Origin of the sequence: Spirillospora sp. NPDC029432 (assembly GCF_040703975.1) — a bacterium.
Taxonomy (GTDB): Bacteria; Actinomycetota; Actinomycetes; order Streptosporangiales; family Streptosporangiaceae; genus Spirillospora.
This window is the reverse complement of record NZ_JBEZWH010000050.1, coordinates 20375-36163: the sequence shown is the minus strand read 5'-3', so window position 1 is coordinate 36163 and position 15789 is coordinate 20375. Positions and strand designations below refer to the sequence as shown.

General features: G+C 73.9%; 13 protein-coding genes. 10 read left to right on the top strand and 3 right to left on the bottom strand.

Annotation, left to right across the window (positions count from 1 at the left end; genetic code table 11):
* From AB0881_RS30115 to AB0881_RS30105, 3 genes are all read left to right on the top strand, one after another.
* Positions 1 to 966 (top strand): LLM class F420-dependent oxidoreductase, encoded by a 966-nt coding sequence (locus tag AB0881_RS30115; protein ID WP_366622273.1) that lies wholly within the window; start codon positions 1 to 3, stop codon positions 964 to 966.
* A gap of 208 nt (positions 967 to 1174) precedes the next feature.
* The gene (locus AB0881_RS30110) at positions 1175 to 1498 is read left to right on the top strand and encodes a Fe-S cluster assembly protein HesB (RefSeq protein ID WP_366622271.1); all 324 of its coding nucleotides are present in this window, start codon (positions 1175 to 1177) and stop codon (positions 1496 to 1498) included.
* A 156-nt stretch (positions 1499 to 1654) separates the two neighbouring features.
* Entirely contained in the window at positions 1655 to 1867 is a 213-nt protein-coding gene (locus AB0881_RS30105; protein WP_366622269.1) for a hypothetical protein, read from the top strand.
* 21 nt (positions 1868 to 1888) lie between these two features.
* Here the strand turns inward: AB0881_RS30105 and AB0881_RS30100 are convergent, their stop codons facing one another.
* Both AB0881_RS30100 and AB0881_RS30095 read right to left on the bottom strand, forming a co-directional pair.
* Positions 1889 to 2995, bottom strand: coding sequence for a hypothetical protein (locus tag AB0881_RS30100; protein WP_366622267.1), 1107 nt, complete (start codon positions 2993 to 2995; stop codon positions 1889 to 1891).
* Positions 2992 to 4074 (bottom strand): phosphotransferase family protein, encoded by a 1083-nt coding sequence (locus tag AB0881_RS30095; protein WP_366622265.1) that lies wholly within the window; start codon positions 4072 to 4074, stop codon positions 2992 to 2994. Before AB0881_RS30095 ends, AB0881_RS30100 begins: the two co-directional genes overlap by 4 nt.
* Positions 4075 to 4229: 155 nt before the next feature.
* On the opposite strand from AB0881_RS30095, the gene AB0881_RS30090 reads away from it, so the two are divergent.
* The 6 genes from AB0881_RS30090 to AB0881_RS30065 all read left to right on the top strand — a co-directional run bounded on the left by AB0881_RS30090 (position 4230) and on the right by AB0881_RS30065 (position 10334).
* On the top strand, positions 4230 to 4871 hold the full coding sequence (locus AB0881_RS30090) for an MBL fold metallo-hydrolase (protein WP_366622264.1): 642 nt from the start codon (positions 4230 to 4232) through the stop codon (positions 4869 to 4871).
* Positions 4868 to 5548 (top strand): HAD family hydrolase, encoded by a 681-nt coding sequence (locus AB0881_RS30085; protein WP_366622262.1) that lies wholly within the window; start codon positions 4868 to 4870, stop codon positions 5546 to 5548. The genes AB0881_RS30090 and AB0881_RS30085 overlap by 4 nt, the downstream gene beginning before the upstream one ends.
* 141 nt (positions 5549 to 5689) lie before the next feature.
* Positions 5690 to 5893, top strand: a complete 204-nt coding sequence (locus AB0881_RS30080; protein ID WP_366622260.1) for a PspC domain-containing protein — start codon at positions 5690 to 5692, stop codon at positions 5891 to 5893.
* A 124-nt stretch (positions 5894 to 6017) separates the two neighbouring features.
* Positions 6018 to 9257, top strand: coding sequence for a hypothetical protein (locus tag AB0881_RS30075; protein ID WP_366622258.1), 3240 nt, complete (start codon positions 6018 to 6020; stop codon positions 9255 to 9257).
* 95 nt (positions 9258 to 9352) lie between these two features.
* Entirely contained in the window at positions 9353 to 9733 is a 381-nt protein-coding gene (locus AB0881_RS30070; RefSeq protein ID WP_366622256.1) for a hypothetical protein, read from the top strand.
* A 43-nt stretch (positions 9734 to 9776) separates the two neighbouring features.
* The gene (locus AB0881_RS30065; RefSeq protein WP_366622254.1) at positions 9777 to 10334 is read left to right on the top strand and encodes a hypothetical protein; all 558 of its coding nucleotides are present in this window, start codon (positions 9777 to 9779) and stop codon (positions 10332 to 10334) included.
* Positions 10335 to 10341: 7 nt separating this feature from the next.
* Here the strand turns inward: AB0881_RS30065 and lysX are convergent, their stop codons facing one another.
* A complete protein-coding gene (gene lysX, locus AB0881_RS30060; RefSeq protein ID WP_366622252.1) occupies positions 10342 to 13662 on the bottom strand; it encodes a bifunctional lysylphosphatidylglycerol synthetase/lysine--tRNA ligase LysX in 3321 nt (1106 codons plus the stop codon).
* A gap of 193 nt (positions 13663 to 13855) precedes the next feature.
* Here lysX and AB0881_RS30055 point away from each other — a divergent pair, with 193 nt between their 5' ends.
* Positions 13856 to 15763: a serine/threonine-protein kinase gene (locus AB0881_RS30055; RefSeq protein WP_366622250.1), complete on the top strand. Its 1908-nt coding sequence runs from the start codon at positions 13856 to 13858 to the stop codon at positions 15761 to 15763.
* Positions 15764 to 15789: the final 26 nt, after the last annotated feature.

Here is a 15789-nt window from a genome sequence, read left to right as displayed (position 1 = left end):
ATGACCCGCTGGGGACTGACCGTTCCGCTGACCGGAGTACCGCTCGCCGAGAGCCGCGAGATCGTCGCCGGGCTGCCCGCGCTCGGCTACACCGACGTCTGGTCGGCCGAGACCAACGGCACCGACGCGTTCACCCCGCTCGCCCTGGCCTCGCAGTGGGCGCCGGAGCTGCGGCTCGGACCGGCGATCGTGCCGGTCTACACCCGCGGCCCGGCGCTGCTCGCCTCGCAGGCCGCCACCCTCGCCGACCTCGCCCCGGGCCGGTTCGTGCTGGGCATCGGGACCTCCTCCGACACGATCGTCGAGCGCTGGAACGGCATCCCGTTCGACGAGCCGTACAAGCGCGTCCGCGACACGCTCCGCTTCCTGCGCAAGGCGCTGGCGGGGGAGAAGGTGAAGGAGGAGTACGACACCTTCACCGTCAAGGGCTTCAAGCTGGAGAAGGCCCCCGCGACGCCGCCGAAGATCGTGCTGGCGGCGCTGCGCGAGGGCATGCTCCGGCTCGCCGCCCGCGAGGCCGACGGCGCGATCACCAACTGGCTGGCGCCCAAGGACGTGCCGACCGTCCGCGGCGTGCTCGGGGACGAGCCGGAGCTGATCGCCCGGCTGTTCGTGTGCCCGACCGCCGACGCCGAGGAGGCCCGCGCGATCGGCCGCTGGATGATCGCCGCGTACATGACCGTGCCGGTCTACCGGGCGTTCCACGAGTGGCTGGGCCGCGGCGAGGCGCTGGCGCCGATGAACGAGGCGTGGGCCGCCGGCGACCGCAAGAAGGCGCTGGAGCTGATCCCGGACGAGGTGGTGGACGACCTGATCGTGCACGGCTCGCCGGCCGACTGCCGGGCCCGGATCCGCGAGTACGTCGACAACGGCCTCACCACGCCGGTGCTGGCGATCGTCCCCGGCGGCGGGCTGGCGGCCGCCGACGCGGTACGGGAGCTGGCCCCCGCGGCGGACTCCGCCTGACGTCTCAGCCTGACGGTCTCTTTCTGGCAAAAGGGACATGAGTGACGGACGAGCCCGGTGCGGTCGGCGCGCCGGGCTCGTTCCGTCCGCCCGAAAACCGGGCGATCGACGTTTACCGGCCAAGATCTCGGAAACGGTGGTCCGAACAGGTTCGTCCGGCCGTACCCCAGGTACGCGGGGCGAACGATCGAGACCTGACGACCGAGACGTGAAGGAGCCGACAGTGCTCACCCTGACCAGCGGAGCCGTCCAGGTGATCCGTACCGTGACGGCCAACCCCGAGATGCCGCCGGAGACCGGCATCCGCATCGAGTCCGGGATCGACGGCTCGGACGCGCTCCGGCTGTCGGTGGCGCCGGCCCCCGAGGCGGGCGACCAGGTCGTCGAGGAGGAGGGCGCCCGGGTCTACCTGGAGCCGACCGTCGCCGAACTCCTCGACGACAAGACCCTCGACGCCCAGGTCGACCCGCAGGGCGACGTGGCGTTCAGCATCGCCGAGGGCGCGGAGGGCCCCGGCCCGGCGGGGGTCTGACGCCACCGGCCCGCGCCTTCCGGACGTTCCGCGCCCGCGTTCCTGCCCACTCCCCGTTCGGCCAGGAGCGCCAGGCGGCGGTGGCCGGGGACCGCCCGTTCCGCGGGCGGCCCCGGCCTTGCCCTTTCCGGCCGAGGTTTTGGAAGACTGGGCGCCGTGACGACCGACCCCGCCCCCGACCCCGGAGAGCCCGGCGAGGCCGGGCCGTCGCGGGAGGAGCTGGACCGCCAGGCGCGCGACCACTACGGCCCCGGATGGCGCGACCAGCCGCGCGGCCTGGCCTGCGCGGTGGTCGCCGCCTTCCTCGTGCTGACCACGGTGGCCTTCGGGTTCGCCGTCGCGGCGATGATCATGGCCGCCGCCCGCTGACGCGCGGCGGCCGCGGCCGGCTCAGTCCTTGAACGTCGGGTGCGGGCCCAGGGCCCAGTACTCGTACAGCCCGTGCCCCGTCCCGTGCTCCGTCGGCGCGGCGCCGTCCAGGTACTCGTAGCGGGCCACGGCGTCGACCATGCCCCACATCCGGGCCGCGTCCTCCTCCTTGCGGGTGTCGTACGAGACGCCCTGCACCTTCGTGTCGGGCCCCTGGTACATCCCGTGCTTCCAGTCGGGCTCCAGCCCGTACCCGGTGCCGACCATCATGTGGACGGGCAGGATCGGCGTCGCCCGCACCCCGAACGGCCGGCCGCCCGGCGGGCTGAACACGATCGTCGCCGTCGAGACCTCGCGCGTGCCGTCCACGTAGACCGGGTGGTACTCGGGGCGGCCGAGGTACTCGGGCTCGCGCGACTCGTCCGCCCAGACGCGCACGGCCTCCTCCAGCAGCCGCCGGCCCTTCTCGTCCTCCTGGAGGATGCAGAGGATCGAGTGGTCCTCGAACTGCATCGGCGTGTAGAGCCAGTAGAACGTTCCGGCGTTCTTGACCTGGATGCCGGGCGGCTCCGGCTCGCCGACCGGCCGGATACCCCAGGACCGGTCCCTCGATCCCCACCAGCGGTCAGGGGTGATCTCGATGCGCTCGCCGTCCACCGTGATCGAGCCCGTCCAGCGGCCGGTCTGCGCCAGCCGCCGCGAGTCGAACACCACCCGCTCCTGCCAGCGCAGGTAGTGCGGCGGCTCCAGCGTCGCCGGGATCGCGCCCTCCCAGACGAGGTCGAACGCCAGCCCGTGCTCGTTCTCCTCCAGGACGACCCGGAGCCGCTTGAGCCCCTCCAGGACCTCCACCCGGAACGGTCCCACCCGCGTGTCCATCCGGTCGTTCCCCAGCTCCCGCGAGGCGCGGACGACCTTGTGCGCCGGGCCGCGCCGCAGCACCGCGAAGCCGTCCATCACGCCGAGGTTCGGGTACTGGCCGATCCCGATGATCAGCATCAGCTCGTCGGAGCGGCCGTGCAGGTTGAAGTAGTACCGGTCGTAGAAGTTGCGGTCGGAGGTGGTGACGTGCCGCATGACCTCCGGCGCCTGGTGGATGGGGTAGTCGTCGAGCGGCGAGAGCGTCACGTGCGGTCCCCTTCGAGGATCGTGGCGAGCAGGCGGCTGGCGTTGTTGTCGTACGGGAACTCGCTGTCCGGCTCGATCCAGCCGAAGTCGATCATCGCCTGCCCGATCCGGGCCATGATGACCGTGAACTTGAAGCCGGAGAGGATCTCGTAGTAGTCCAGGTCCGCCACCGGGCGGCCGAGCATGGCCTCGTACCGCTCGACGGTCTCGGTGTACGGCGGGAAGCCGTCCAGCCGTTCCGCGCCGACACCCTCGGAGTGGTGCCGGTCCAGGAACATGAACCAGGCGAGGTCCTCCTCGGGGGCGCCCAGCACGGCGTTCTCCCAGTCGAGGACGGCCGCGGGCACGCCCTCCCGGAAGATGACGTTCCCGATGCGCGCGTCGCCCCAGAGGAGGCGCGGCGGGCCGGGCGGCTCCTCCGGGCGGTTGGCCTTCAGCCACGCGAGCGCCTTCAGCGCCGTCTCCTGCGGGCCGTCGTACGCCCAGTGCAGGTAGTGCTCGTAGTACGCGAGGCGCTGCTCCAGCCCCGGGGCGCCCCACTTGGGCTGGTCCAGGAAGCCGAGCCCGAGCTCCTCGGGGTCGAGCCGGTGGATGCGGGCCAGGATGCCGAGGGTCGACCACCACATCGCCGCCCGCTCCGCCGGCGGGACCTCGGTGACCCAGCCGTCCATGTGGTACGGCGGCATGTCGGTCGGCACCCGGCCCTCGACCCGGCCCATCACGAAGAACGGGGCGCCGAGCGGCTCGGGGGACGGCTCGTACCAGCGGATCGGCGGTACGGGGATGTCGGTGCGCTCGTCGAGGATCCGCATCAGGCGGTACTGCTCCTCGAAGCGCGGCTCGGGGAAGATCTGGTAGCGGCTCGGGGCGACCCGTGCGACGCACGGGTCCCTGTGCTCGTGCGGGCCGTCCGGTTCGGGGCCCGTCCAGGCCACGTCGAACAGCAGGGTCTCGCTGGAGAAGCCGCTCGTGGTCGGGGTCTCCAGCATGGGGATGCGGGCGCCGGGCAGGCGCCCCTCCAGCCAGCCGGTCAGGCTGCGCAGGGTGAGGTCCGGATCGCGCTGGTCGGGAACGGGCATGGCCGCCTCCTCGCGTCGCCGGGATGGGGTGGACGGCCGCGCGCGGCGGCCGGGGCCCGGGACTCAAAAGTGAAACGTGTTCTATCAACGGGCCGGGCGGCGGTCAATGGCCTTCCCGGTGACCGGGCCCGGCGGCGGCGTGAAAAGATCGGCGCATGCGTCTTACCAAGCTCGGACACGCCTGCGTACGGCTCCAGAAGGACGACCGCACCCTGGTCATCGACCCCGGGGCGTTCACCCCCGAGGGGGACGCCCTCGACGGCGCCGACGCGGTCCTGATCACGCATGAGCACTTCGACCACTTCGACCCCGACCGGCTGCGCAAGGCGATGGCGGAGAACCCGGCGCTGGAGGTGTGGACGTCCCGCGTCGTCGCCGAGAACCTCGCCGACCTCGGCGGGCGCGTCCACCAGGTCGGGCACGAGGACGCGGTCACCGTCGCCGGCTTCGACGTCCACGTCTACGGCGAGGACCACGAGATCCTGCACCCCGACGTCCCGCCGATCCCGAACACCGGTTTCCTGGTCGACGGCGAGGTCTTCCACCCGGGGGACGCGCTGACCGTTCCGAGCGAGCCCGTCCGGACGCTGTGCCTGCCCGGGAACGCGCCGTGGCTGAAGGTCCCGGAGCTGTTCCTCTACACCCGCGAGGTGCGGCCCGAGCGCGCGTTCGTCATCCACGACGGGCTCCTGAACGACAACGGCCTCGGCGTCATGGAGACCGCGGTGGGCAACGCCGGCAAGCAGCTCGGCAAGGAGTTCCGCCGCCTCAAGCCGGGCGAGTCGGTCGAGCTGTGACGGCCGGGACGGGCGCCGTACCGCACGGCCCGATCCGCGCGGTCTTCTTCGACATCGGCGAGACCCTGATCAACGAGGCCGAGATCTACGGCCGGTGGGCGGACTGGCTCGGCGTGCCGCGGCACACGTTCCTCACCAAGCTCGGCTCGATCCTCGCCACCGGCGGCACCCACATGGACCTGCTGGAGTACTTCCGTCCCGGCTTCGACCTGGAGAAGGAGCAGCGCAGACGGGCCGAGGCGGGGGTGCCGAACGGGTTCGGGCCGGCCGACCTCTACCCGGACGCGGCGCCCTGCCTGGCGCGGCTGCGCTCCCAGGGCCTCTACGTCGGCGTCGCCGGCAACCAGCCGGTGGAGGCGGGCGAGCAGTTCGCGGCGCTCGGCCTGGAGGCCGACGTGGTCGGGATCTCCGACGTGTGGGGCGTGCAGAAGCCCGCGCGGGAGTTCTTCGCCCGCTGCGCGGAGCTGGCGGGCGTGCCCGCGGGGGAGATCCTGTACGTGGGGGACCGCGTCGACAACGACGTGCGGCCCGCGCTCGCGTTCGGGATGCAGGCGGCGTTCCTGCGCCGCGGCCCGTGGGGGTTCATCCTCGACGACCCGGCGGCGCTGGCGGAGTGCACGTTCGTCCTGGACGATCTGGAGAGCCTCCCCGATCTCGTCGCCGCCCGTAACCCCTAGGGGTCATCCCGTAATCCGCGAGTAGGGCACCAAGACCGCTCGCGCGGGGGATCCGCGGGCGGTGCCCGATCCCTAACGTGGAAGACGTGTTCGCAGGTCGCGAATACGCATCCTTCACAAGGAATCGGGGAGAAGCACACCATGAACGGCCTTTACCGCCCGCGTCAGGGACGCATGATCGCCGGTGTCTGCGCCGGTCTCGGCCGCCGCTTCGGCATGTCGGCCACGACCGTGCGGCTGCTGGCGCTGCTGTCCTGCCTCCTGCCCGGGCCGCAGTTCGTGGCCTACCTCGTGCTCTGGATCATGCTGCCGAACGAGGACGGGCACGCCGCCCGCTCCTACTGACCCACGGCCGGCCCATCACGGGTCGATCTTCCGCCCAGGGACCCTTGGACCCGCACGGCGCACGGTGTTAGATCGTGGCACGGCGTTTGCAGGGTGTCTCCGAGCGGCCGGGGAGGGAGCGGCAGTGCCGGACGAGGGCGCGGGTCCCGGCCCCGGCGCGGACGCCGCCGCGGTGCGGCGGCTCCTGGCCGGGCTGTCCGGGCTGGCCCGCGCCCGGCACGCGCCCGCCCGCGACGTGTCCGCTCACGACCCGGTGCACTGGCTGGCCGAGCTGCCCGGCGAGGTCTACGTCGAGACCGACGCCGGGCCCGGCGAGGTCCTCTTCAGCGTCCCGGTGATCCCGCTGTCGCCGCCGGCCGTGCTGGAGGAGTTCGACGGCTGGCTCGGCATGCGGCACTGGTACCGGGCCCTGCGCGACACCGCCGAGCGCGCCGCCGCGCAGGGCGCCGAGCTGGTGCTGGCCACCGGCCTGCTCGCGTGGCGGCCGCCCGAGGGGCCCGCCGTCCGCGACCATCTGCTGTCCACGCCCGTCCGGATCGCGGTGGACGAGCGGTCCGGGCGGCTGGACGTGATCCTCGCCGGGCGCACCGTCCCGCGCGACCGCGAGGTCCTCGCCGGCCTCCCCGGCTTCGGTGACGCCGGGACCGGCTGGATCCGGGACGCCGTCCACGCCGGGCAGGGCTTCGGCCTGCACGCGTCGGTGTCGGACGTGCTGCGCAAATGGTGCTCGGCCGCGTTCGGCGAGCGCAGCGAGGCCGTCACCTACCGGGAGGACTGGGTGCCCGTCCAGGCGCCGATGCCCGCCGTACCGCAGCTGCGGCTCGCCCCCGCGCTCGTGGCGCGCCCGCCGGGCCGGGACGCCGTCGCCGGCCACTGCGACCGGCTGCGCGCCCTCCTGGACGAGGAGCCGGTGCCGGCCGGGCTGGCCGCGCTCGCCGCGCCGGGGGAGAAGCCGCCCGTCCTGCACGTCGAGGAGCCGGGCCCGGGAGCGGTCGCCGAGCTGGTCGCCGGGATGCTCGCGCGCGGCCGCCGCGTCCTGGTCGCCACCGCCGACGGCGCGTCCGCCGCGGACCTGCACGCCGCGCTGCCCGCGGGCATCGCGGGGCTGTGCGCCGCCGTCACCGGCGCGGGCGCCGACGCGACCGCGCGGGCCGCCGCCGCGCTGCTCGAACGCGCCGGCGGCCACGATCCGCCCGCCCACCGGGAGCGGATCGCCGAGCTGGAACGCGCGGAGGCCGCCGCCCGTGCGGCCGCCGCCGAGGCCCGCGAGCGGCTGGCCGGGACGGAGGGCGCCGGCGTCCACGACCTGGGCGGCGGCTACGAGGGCCCGCGCGGCGACCTCGACCGGCGGCTGCGCGAAGAGGGCGAGGAGTACGGCTGGCTGCCGCCGCGCCCCGGGCTGGACGAGACCGCCCCGATCAGCGGCGGCGAGGCGGCCGAGCTGGTCCGGCTGCTGGCCGAGGAGACGCCGGAACGGCGGGCGCGGGCCGCGCGGCGCGACCTCGATCCCGCCACCCTGCCGAGCCCGGCGTACGTCCGGACGCTGATCGAGACGGAGGCGGCGGCCGCGGCCCGCGCCGCCGGCACCGAGACCGACCTGTCCCGGCGGCTGCGCCAGTGCGACGTGCGCCTGCTCGCCCGCCTCGACGCCTGCGCCGGCGCGGTGGACGCCGCGCTGCGCGATCTGGGCCTGGAGGGCCATCCGGGCGGCTGGGACCCGGCCGACCACGCCGTCCTCGCGTTCACCGACGCCCTCGCCCGGCGCCGCCCCGCCGTCTGGGAGCGCGTCGCCGAGATGGGCGCCCAGGCGCAGTGGGCCGACCGGGCGCTGCGCGCGCAGGCCGGCGAGCAGGTCCGGATGCCGCCCGGCGAGCACGACCTGCGGCGGCTGGCCGACGCCGTCCGGCAGCTGCGCCACTACCTGGACGAGGGCGGCTCCTGGAAGCGCGGCCCGCTCCGCTCCGCCACGCAGCGCCAGACCGAGCCGCTCCTGCACGGCATCACGGTCGGCGGCCGCCCGCCCGCCGACGCGGCACGGCTCGGCGTCCTGTTCAGCCACCTCATGGTGCGGATCGCGTGCCAGGAGCTCCAGTACGTCTGGGAGGCGGCCGGCGTCTCGTTCCCGGCGGACGTGCCACTGGAGGACCGGATCGCCCGGTTCGTCCGCGCGCACGCCCGCCTCGCCCGCGTCCGCGAGGCGCTGCCCGCGATCGAGGAGACCGCCGAGCTGCTCGCCCGCTCCGGGCTGGGGCTCCAGCCGACGCATCCGGTGCAGTGGCACGGGTACGCGGCGGCCCTGGAGAACGCCGTCCTCGGCCTCGCCGTGAACCGCGCCGCAGCCGACCTGGCCGCGCTGCGCGACTCGATCGGCTCCCACGACGGAGCCGACGGAGCCGACGGCGCCGGCGAGGACGACCCGCCCGAGCTGCACGCCGCGCTCGCCGCGATCGACGCCCGGGACGCCGACGCGTACGGCCGCTCCCTGCGCGATCTGGCGGAGGCGCGGCACGAGCGCGCCTTCCAGCTCAGATGCGAGCGCCTCCTCGGCCGCGTGCACGCCGCGCACCCCGAGCTGGCCGAGCTGATGGCCGCCACCGCCGGCGACGAGGCGTGGGCCGCCCGGGCCGGGCACTGGGACGAGGCGTGGGCCTGGGCGCGGGCCGCGGCGGCGCTGGCGGCGCTGCCGCGCTCGGACGCCGAGGAGCGGCTCCGCGCGGACGCCGGCGCGGCCCAAGAGCGGGCGGCGGAGGCCGCCGCGCGGCTCGCGGCGGAGCGGGCCTGGGGCGCGGCGCTGGACCGGCTCGCGGTCACCGCCCCGGCCGACGCCGTGCCCGCGATGATCGTCCCGTGGGGGCGGCTCCCCGGCGCCGTCCCGCGGCGCCCGGACGCGTTCGACGTCGTGATCGTGGACGGCGACACCGGGGCGGAGGCGCTGTTCGTGCTGTGGTCGGCCCCCCGCGCGATCCTGCTGGGATCGCGCGGCCGGGACCTGCCCGTACCGGACGGGCCGGTCCCCGCCGGACTCGGCTTCGCCCCCACCGCGACGCTCTTCGGCGTCCTCCTCGACCCCGCGGAACCGGACGAGCCCGCCCCCGAGTCCGACCCCGAACCCGCCGCGGACGCCCCGGCCCCGGCTCCGGCGCCCGCGCCCGCGCCGGAGTTCCGGCCCGGCCGGTCCATCGCCACGTACAAGCGCCCGGAGCTGATCGGGCTGGTCCGCCGCGCCGCCGAGAGCGACCCGGACCTCACCGACGACCAGCTCGTGGAGCTGGTGCGCCGGCTCCTCGACTGCCCGCCGGACGAGGAACTGCTGGCGGGAGCCCGGATCCGCTACGCCGTGGAGGCGTACCGCGCCGAGGGCTGACTCTCATGGCGGCAGGCAAAGGCCGCTGACCTGCGCGAGTTTCGGATGGCGGGAAAGTGCCCGCAAGTGGACACGGAGCACGGCATCATCGCTTCATGCAGGCAGCGGAAATCGTCGAGATCTGGCGCGCGGTCATCCTCGGCGAGGAGAAGTCGTGGGTGGCGTTCGAGCACGGCACCTGCGTCGTCCTCATGGCGCCGGAGGGCGATCTGGCCGCGCAGGCGGTCGCGATCCTGCGGGAGTACGGGCCGGTCGCGGCGGGGACGCCGGCCGCCGACTTCGGCACCATCGACCTGGACGACGCGCCCGGCTGGGTCGTGTACGGCCACCACGCCGACGTGCTCACCTACGTCGCCCCCGGCGAGGTCGAGGACCCGGACGAGCTGCGGGTCGGCCTGCTCGGCCGCTCCAAGCGGGACCGGGACGGGCGCGAGCTCACGGTCGTCCACGTGGAGGACCGGCGCCCGCCGGCCTGACGTTCCGGCCCCGGCTGTCACCCGCGTTCTGTATATACGACATGTGGCCGAATGGGACGAGGACGCGCTGGCGCTGCTGCGCGCCGCCGCGTACCGGCGGGATCCGGCGGCCGGGCTGCCGCTGCTGGCGGACCGGCCGCTCGGTCCGGTGCTCCAGTACGCCGGCGACGTCCTGGTCGCGGCCCTGGAACGGGACGGGCCCGGCGCGGCCGGCGCGGTGCGGCTCGCTCGCGAGTGCGCGGCGGAGCTGACCGGGCGCGGCCTGGCCGGCGACGCGGAGCTGGCGGCCGAGCTGGCCGGCGCGCTGGCGGGCGAGCCGCCGGAGCTGGCGGACGCGCCGGTGGAGCTGAGCATGCTCGGGCTGCTGATGGACGCCGACCCGGCCGAGGGCGCGCAGGTCGTCGATCTGCGCACCGGCGACATCGGGCCCGACATCGCGGTGGGCGACGAGCCGCGCCGCTGGCTGATGTTCTGGCCGCAGGGCCCGGCCGGATCCGCCGAAGCGTCCGGGTCTGCCGAGTTCGCCGAGGAGGAGCGGCGCGGCCGGGCGCGGCAGTGGCTCGCGGCGCACGGCTTCCGCTCCCGGCCCCACTTCCTGTAGCGCGGGCTCAGGAGCCCGGGCGGACCAGCGGGAACGGCACCGTCTCGCGGATGCTGCGGCCGGTCAGCGTGATCAGCAGCCGGTCGATGCCCATGCCCATCCCGCCCGCCGGCGGCATCGCGTACTCCAGCGCCCGCAGGAAGTCCTCGTCCAGCTCCATCGCCTCCGGGTCGCCGCCCGCCGCCTGGAGCGACTGCTCGGTCAGCCGCCGCCGCTGCAGGATCGGGTCGATGAGCTCGGAGTACGCGGTGCCCAGCTCCAGGCCGAAGACGATGAGGTCCCACTTCTCCGCCAGCCGCGGGTCCTTGCGGTGCGGGCGGGTGAGCGGCGAGGTCTCGGCCGGGTAGTCGCGCACGAACGTCGGCGCCTTCAGCTCCTCCTCCACGAGGGCCTCGAACAGCTCCTGGACGAGGCGCCCCTGCCCCCAGGCCGGATCGGCGTTCAGCCCGGCCCGTTCGGCGGCGGCCCGCACCGTCCCGATCGGAGTGTCGGGGGTGAGGTCCTCGCCGAGGGCCTCCGACACCGACCCGTACACGGTGATCTCGCGCCACGGCTCGGCCAGGTCGTACTCGACGCCGTCCCGGACGACCACCGTGGTGCCGAGCGCGGCACGGGCGGCGGCGATCACGAGGTCGCGGGTGAGCGCGGCCATCGTGTCGTAGTTGCCGTACGGCTCGTACGCCTCCAGCATCGTGAACTCGGGGTTGTGCTTGTGCGACACGCCCTCGTTGCGGAAGTTGCGGTTCAGCTCGAAGACCTTGCCGACGCCGCCGACCAGCAGCCGCTTGAGGTACAGCTCCGGCGCGATCCGCAGGTAGAGCTGCATGTTGTACGCGTTCATACGGGTCGTGAACGGGCGGGCGGTGGCACCGCCGTGGATCGGCTGGAGCATCGGCGTCTCGACCTCCAGGTAGTGCCGCTCGCGCAGCACGTCCCGGACGGCGGCCACCGCGTCGCCGCGCATCCGCAGCATCCGGCGGGCCTCGTCGTTGACGATGTAGTCGACGTACCGCTGCCGGACCCGCGCCTCGGGGTCGGCGAGGCCGGTGCTCTTGTTCGGCAGCGGGTGCAGGCACTTGGCGGTGAGTTTCCAGGAGCCCGCGAGAACGGAGAGCTCACCCGTACGTGAGGTCACCACCTCGCCGGCGACGCCGACCTGGTCGCCGAGGTCGATCAGCGTCTTCCAGGTCCGCAGCGAGTCCGCGCCGAGCGCGTCGGCCGTCAGCATGACCTGGAGGTCGCCGGTCTCGTCGCGCAGCGTCACGAAGATGAGCCGGCCGTGCTCGCGGGCGAGCACGACACGCCCGGCGATCGCGACGTCCGCGCCGGTGTGCGAGTCCGGTGCCAGATCGGGGAAGCGCTCGCGGATCGCGGCCGCGTAGTCGGTACGGTCGAAGCCCAGGGGGTACGGTTCCATCCCCGCGGCGCGGATCTGGTCGAGCTTGGCGTGCCGGACCCGCTCCTGCTCCGACAGCCGCCGCTGCGGCGCGCGGGCCGCGTCCGCCGCGTCCTCGATCTCCTGGATCCTGGTGACCAGGGCGGGCGAGGGCTGCGTCCGCGCGGCGCGGTCCAGCCGGGGGCGGCTGAGGCTCGGCAGGAAGCCCTCGGCCTTGGCGTAGGCGAGGCCGAGCCGGATGATGTCGCGGCTCTGCTGGTAGCAGATGAAGCGCGGCCGCCAGTCGGGGTTGTACTTGGCGTTCGCCAGGTAGAGCGACTCCAGCTGCCAGAACCGGGAGGCGAACGACAGGAAGTGGTAGTACAGCCGCGCGACCGGCCCGGCGCCGATCTGCGAGCCGCGCTCGAACGCCGCGCGCAGCATCGCGAAGTTCAGCGAGAGCTGCTGGGCGCCGACCGTCGCGGCCTTCTCGGCCAGCTTGGCGACCATGAACTCGTTCAGGCCGTTCTCGGCGCCGCGGTCGCGCCGCATCAGGTCCAGGGACAGGCCCGTACGGCCCCACGGGACGAAGCTGAGCAGCCCGCGCAGCTCGCCCTCGGCGTCGAACGCCTCGACCATGACGCAGCGGCCGTCGGTCGGGTCGCCGAGCCGGCCGAGCGCCATCGAGAAGCCGCGCTCGGTCTCCTCGCCGCGCCAGGCGTCCGCGCTGCGGATCAGCTTGGCCATCTCCCAGCCGGCGATCTGCGCGTGGCGCCGGATCCGGACCGTGTAGCCGGCCCGCTCCACCCGCCGTACCGCCTGCCTGACCTGGCGCATCTCGCGGCCGTCGAGGTTGAAGTCGGTCAGGTCGATGATCGCCTCGTCGCCCAGCTCGAACGCGTCGAAGCCGTGCCGCCGGTAGATGTGCGCGGCGCGCTCGCCGACGCTGACCGCGCCCGGGATCCAGGCGTGCGCGCGGCACTCTTCGAGCCAGGCGGCGATCGCCTGGTCCCACGACTCGGGGTCGCCGAGCGGGTCGCCGCTGGCCAGCGACACCGAGCCCTCGACCCGGTAGGCGATGGCGGCCTTGCCGTTCGGGGCGACGATGACGTCCTTGTCGCGGCGCAGCGCGAAGTAGCCGAGGGAGTCCTGGTCGCCGTACTCGGCCAGCAGGGTGCGCGCGGCGAGCTCCTCGTCGGCGTCCAGGATCGCGTCCCGCCGGCCGGGCCGGAACAGCGCCCAGAACGTCACGATCAGCAGCCCGGTGCCGAGCACGCCGATGATGACGTCGACCCAGCCGGGCACCTTCACGTCCAGCGGCTCGCCGGTGACGCCCGCGCCCAGCACCGTCTGCAGCGCCACGTACCAGGGGTCGCTCCAGAACCCGCCGGCCGGGTTCTGGTCGGTGAGCGTGACCAGGAGCGTGCCGACGCACCCGCTGACGACGACCAGGCCGGCGAACACGATCGCCGCGACGCGCCGGTTGGCGCGGTCGGGCAGCGTGGTGAACTCGCCGCGCGCCGCGATGATGAGCCCGAGCACCGCCAGGAACACGGCGGTGGTGATGCACTCGCCGATCGGCGTGGGCTCGTCCGGGTCCAGGATGAGCGCGATCAGGAGCAGCGTGGACGTGGTCGAGTACAGCCCGAACAGCAGGACCAGGATCCGCCAGGCGGCCTTCTTGCGCCGCCGCACGCCCATCGACAGCAGGATCAGCAGGAACCCGAACGGGACGCTCGCGGTGAACCCGAGGTAGTAGATCCAGCGCAGCGCCCAGATGTCGGCGACCTCCAGGATGAGGTCGGAGGACAGCCAGGCCAGGATGGACAGGATGCCCGACAGCCGGGTGTACCAGAAGAAGATCGTCGGTACCGACTGGATGAGCCCTCGCCAGGCGCCCGCGGGCGCGCCGCTCGGAACGGGCGCCTTACCGGCGGTGCCAGATGTCGTCACGTTCGTCCACACTTCTGTCGCTCACTCGCAGCCCGCGCCGCGAACCGGCGCGACACGTCGGGCGTCCTACGGGTAGGGGACGCCGCCACAGGGGGGACAATGTCATACGGGACAGACCCCCGACGGGAGGCTCCGTCCTCGCGCGCATCATCTTCCCCACGAAGGCCGTCCAAGATTGTCAGCAAAAGTCGATATGGTCGCGGATATGCCTAATGAGACCTCCGGTGAGCGGTTGCTCGCCCACCGTTACCGACTGGTCACCCAGGTCGGCCGCGGCGGTATGGGTACGGTCTGGCAGGCTCACGATGAGGTCCTCGGTCGTGACGTTGCGGTGAAAGAGGTCATCCTGCCGCATGGTCTCACCGATGAGGAACGCTCGGTCCACCACAAGCGCACGTTCCGCGAGGCGCGCACGGCGGCGCGCCTCGGCCACCCCGGCGTCGTCACCGTGTACGACGTCGTGGAGGAGGACGGGCGGCCGTGGATCATCATGGAGCTCATCCACGCCCGGTCCCTGGATCAGGTGATCAAGCAGGAGGGGCCGCTGGAGATCCGGCGCGCCGCCGAGATCGGCCGCCAGATGCTGGCCGCGCTGCACGCCGCGCACGAGGCCGGCGTCCTGCACCGCGACGTCAAGCCCAGCAACGTGCTGGTCACCCGGGGCGACCGCGCCGTCCTCACCGACTTCGGCATCGCCACCGCCGCCGGCGACGCCACGCTCACCCAGACGGGCCTGGTCATGGGCTCGCCCGCCTACATCGCTCCCGAGCGCGCCCGCGGCCGCACCGCCGGGCCCGCCTCCGACCTGTGGTCGCTCGGCGTCACGCTGTACTCGATGACGCACGGCAAGTCCCCCTTCGAGCGGTCCGAGCCGATGGCGGCGCTGGTCGCCGTCATCTCCGAGGACCCCGATCCGCCGGAGAACGCCGGCAAGCTCGCCCCGGTCATCCGCGGGCTGCTGCGCAAGGACCCCGACCAGCGGATGGACGCCATCGAGGCCGGGATCCTGCTCGACGACATCGTCCGCCAGGAGACGTTCGACACGCAGCGCACGATGGCCGTCCAGTTCCCGATGGACGAGCCGCTCCCCGAGCAGGGGGAGGCGCCGCCGCCGGCCTCCGGCGAGCCGGCCGAGGCCGAGGCAGAGCGGACGGTGCGCGACGGGTACGCCGACCAGAGCTACGCCGATCAGACCTACGCCGACCAGGCGTATGCGGACGAGGCGTACGCCGAGTCCTACGAAGCGCCGGCGCCCGCCGCGGCGGACGGCGGCGAGGCCGGCAACGGCCGGACGAAGGCCGTGACCGCGGCGCGGGACGACGACCCCTCGCGTACGGCCAGGGAGCCCGCGAGCGCCATGGCGTGGCGCCCCGGCCCGCCCACCGAGCCCGCCGGCCGCCCGCCCGCGTCCGTCGGCGGGGGCTCCGGGCGGTCCACGCTGGCCGACAACCGCAACGTGCTCGTCGTCGCGGCGATCGTCGTGGTGCTGCTCGTCGCCGTCGTCGGGTTCGCGCTGGCCAACGGCGGCGATGAGAAGGAGGGCGGCACGCGCGGCGCGAGCTCCTCGCCGGAGCCGAAGTCGCCGCCCGCGACGTCGGCGTCCCCGTCGCCGAGCGGTACGCCGAGCCCGGTGGTCCCGGCGGACTTCCGCGTGCACAAGGACTCCAGCGGGTTCTCCATCGCGATCCCGAAGGACTGGGAAGGGCCCAAGAAGCGCGGCTCCTCGCCGAGCAGCGTGTTCTTCGAGCCGCCGAGCGGGCCCGGCTACATCCAGGTCGACCAGACCGACGACCCCAACGACAGCGCGCTGGAGGACTGGGAGAACTACGAGCCCCAGGCGCGCGGCCGGTTCAGCGGTTACGAGCTGATCGGCATCCGCCCCGTGAAGGAGGGCGAGCCGGTCAGCGACCCCGACGGCGACGACGCCGCCGACTGGGAGTGGACCTACAACGGGAGCGGCCAGCGGCTGCACGCGCTGAACCGGGGCTTCGTCATGAACGACACCGGTTACGCCATCGTGCTCGTCGCTCCCGACAAGGACTGGGATGCGACGCTCGCCCGGATGGACCCGGTCTACCGGTTCTTCAAGCCACGCGACTGACGCCCAACCAGATAAGGTCGCCATAC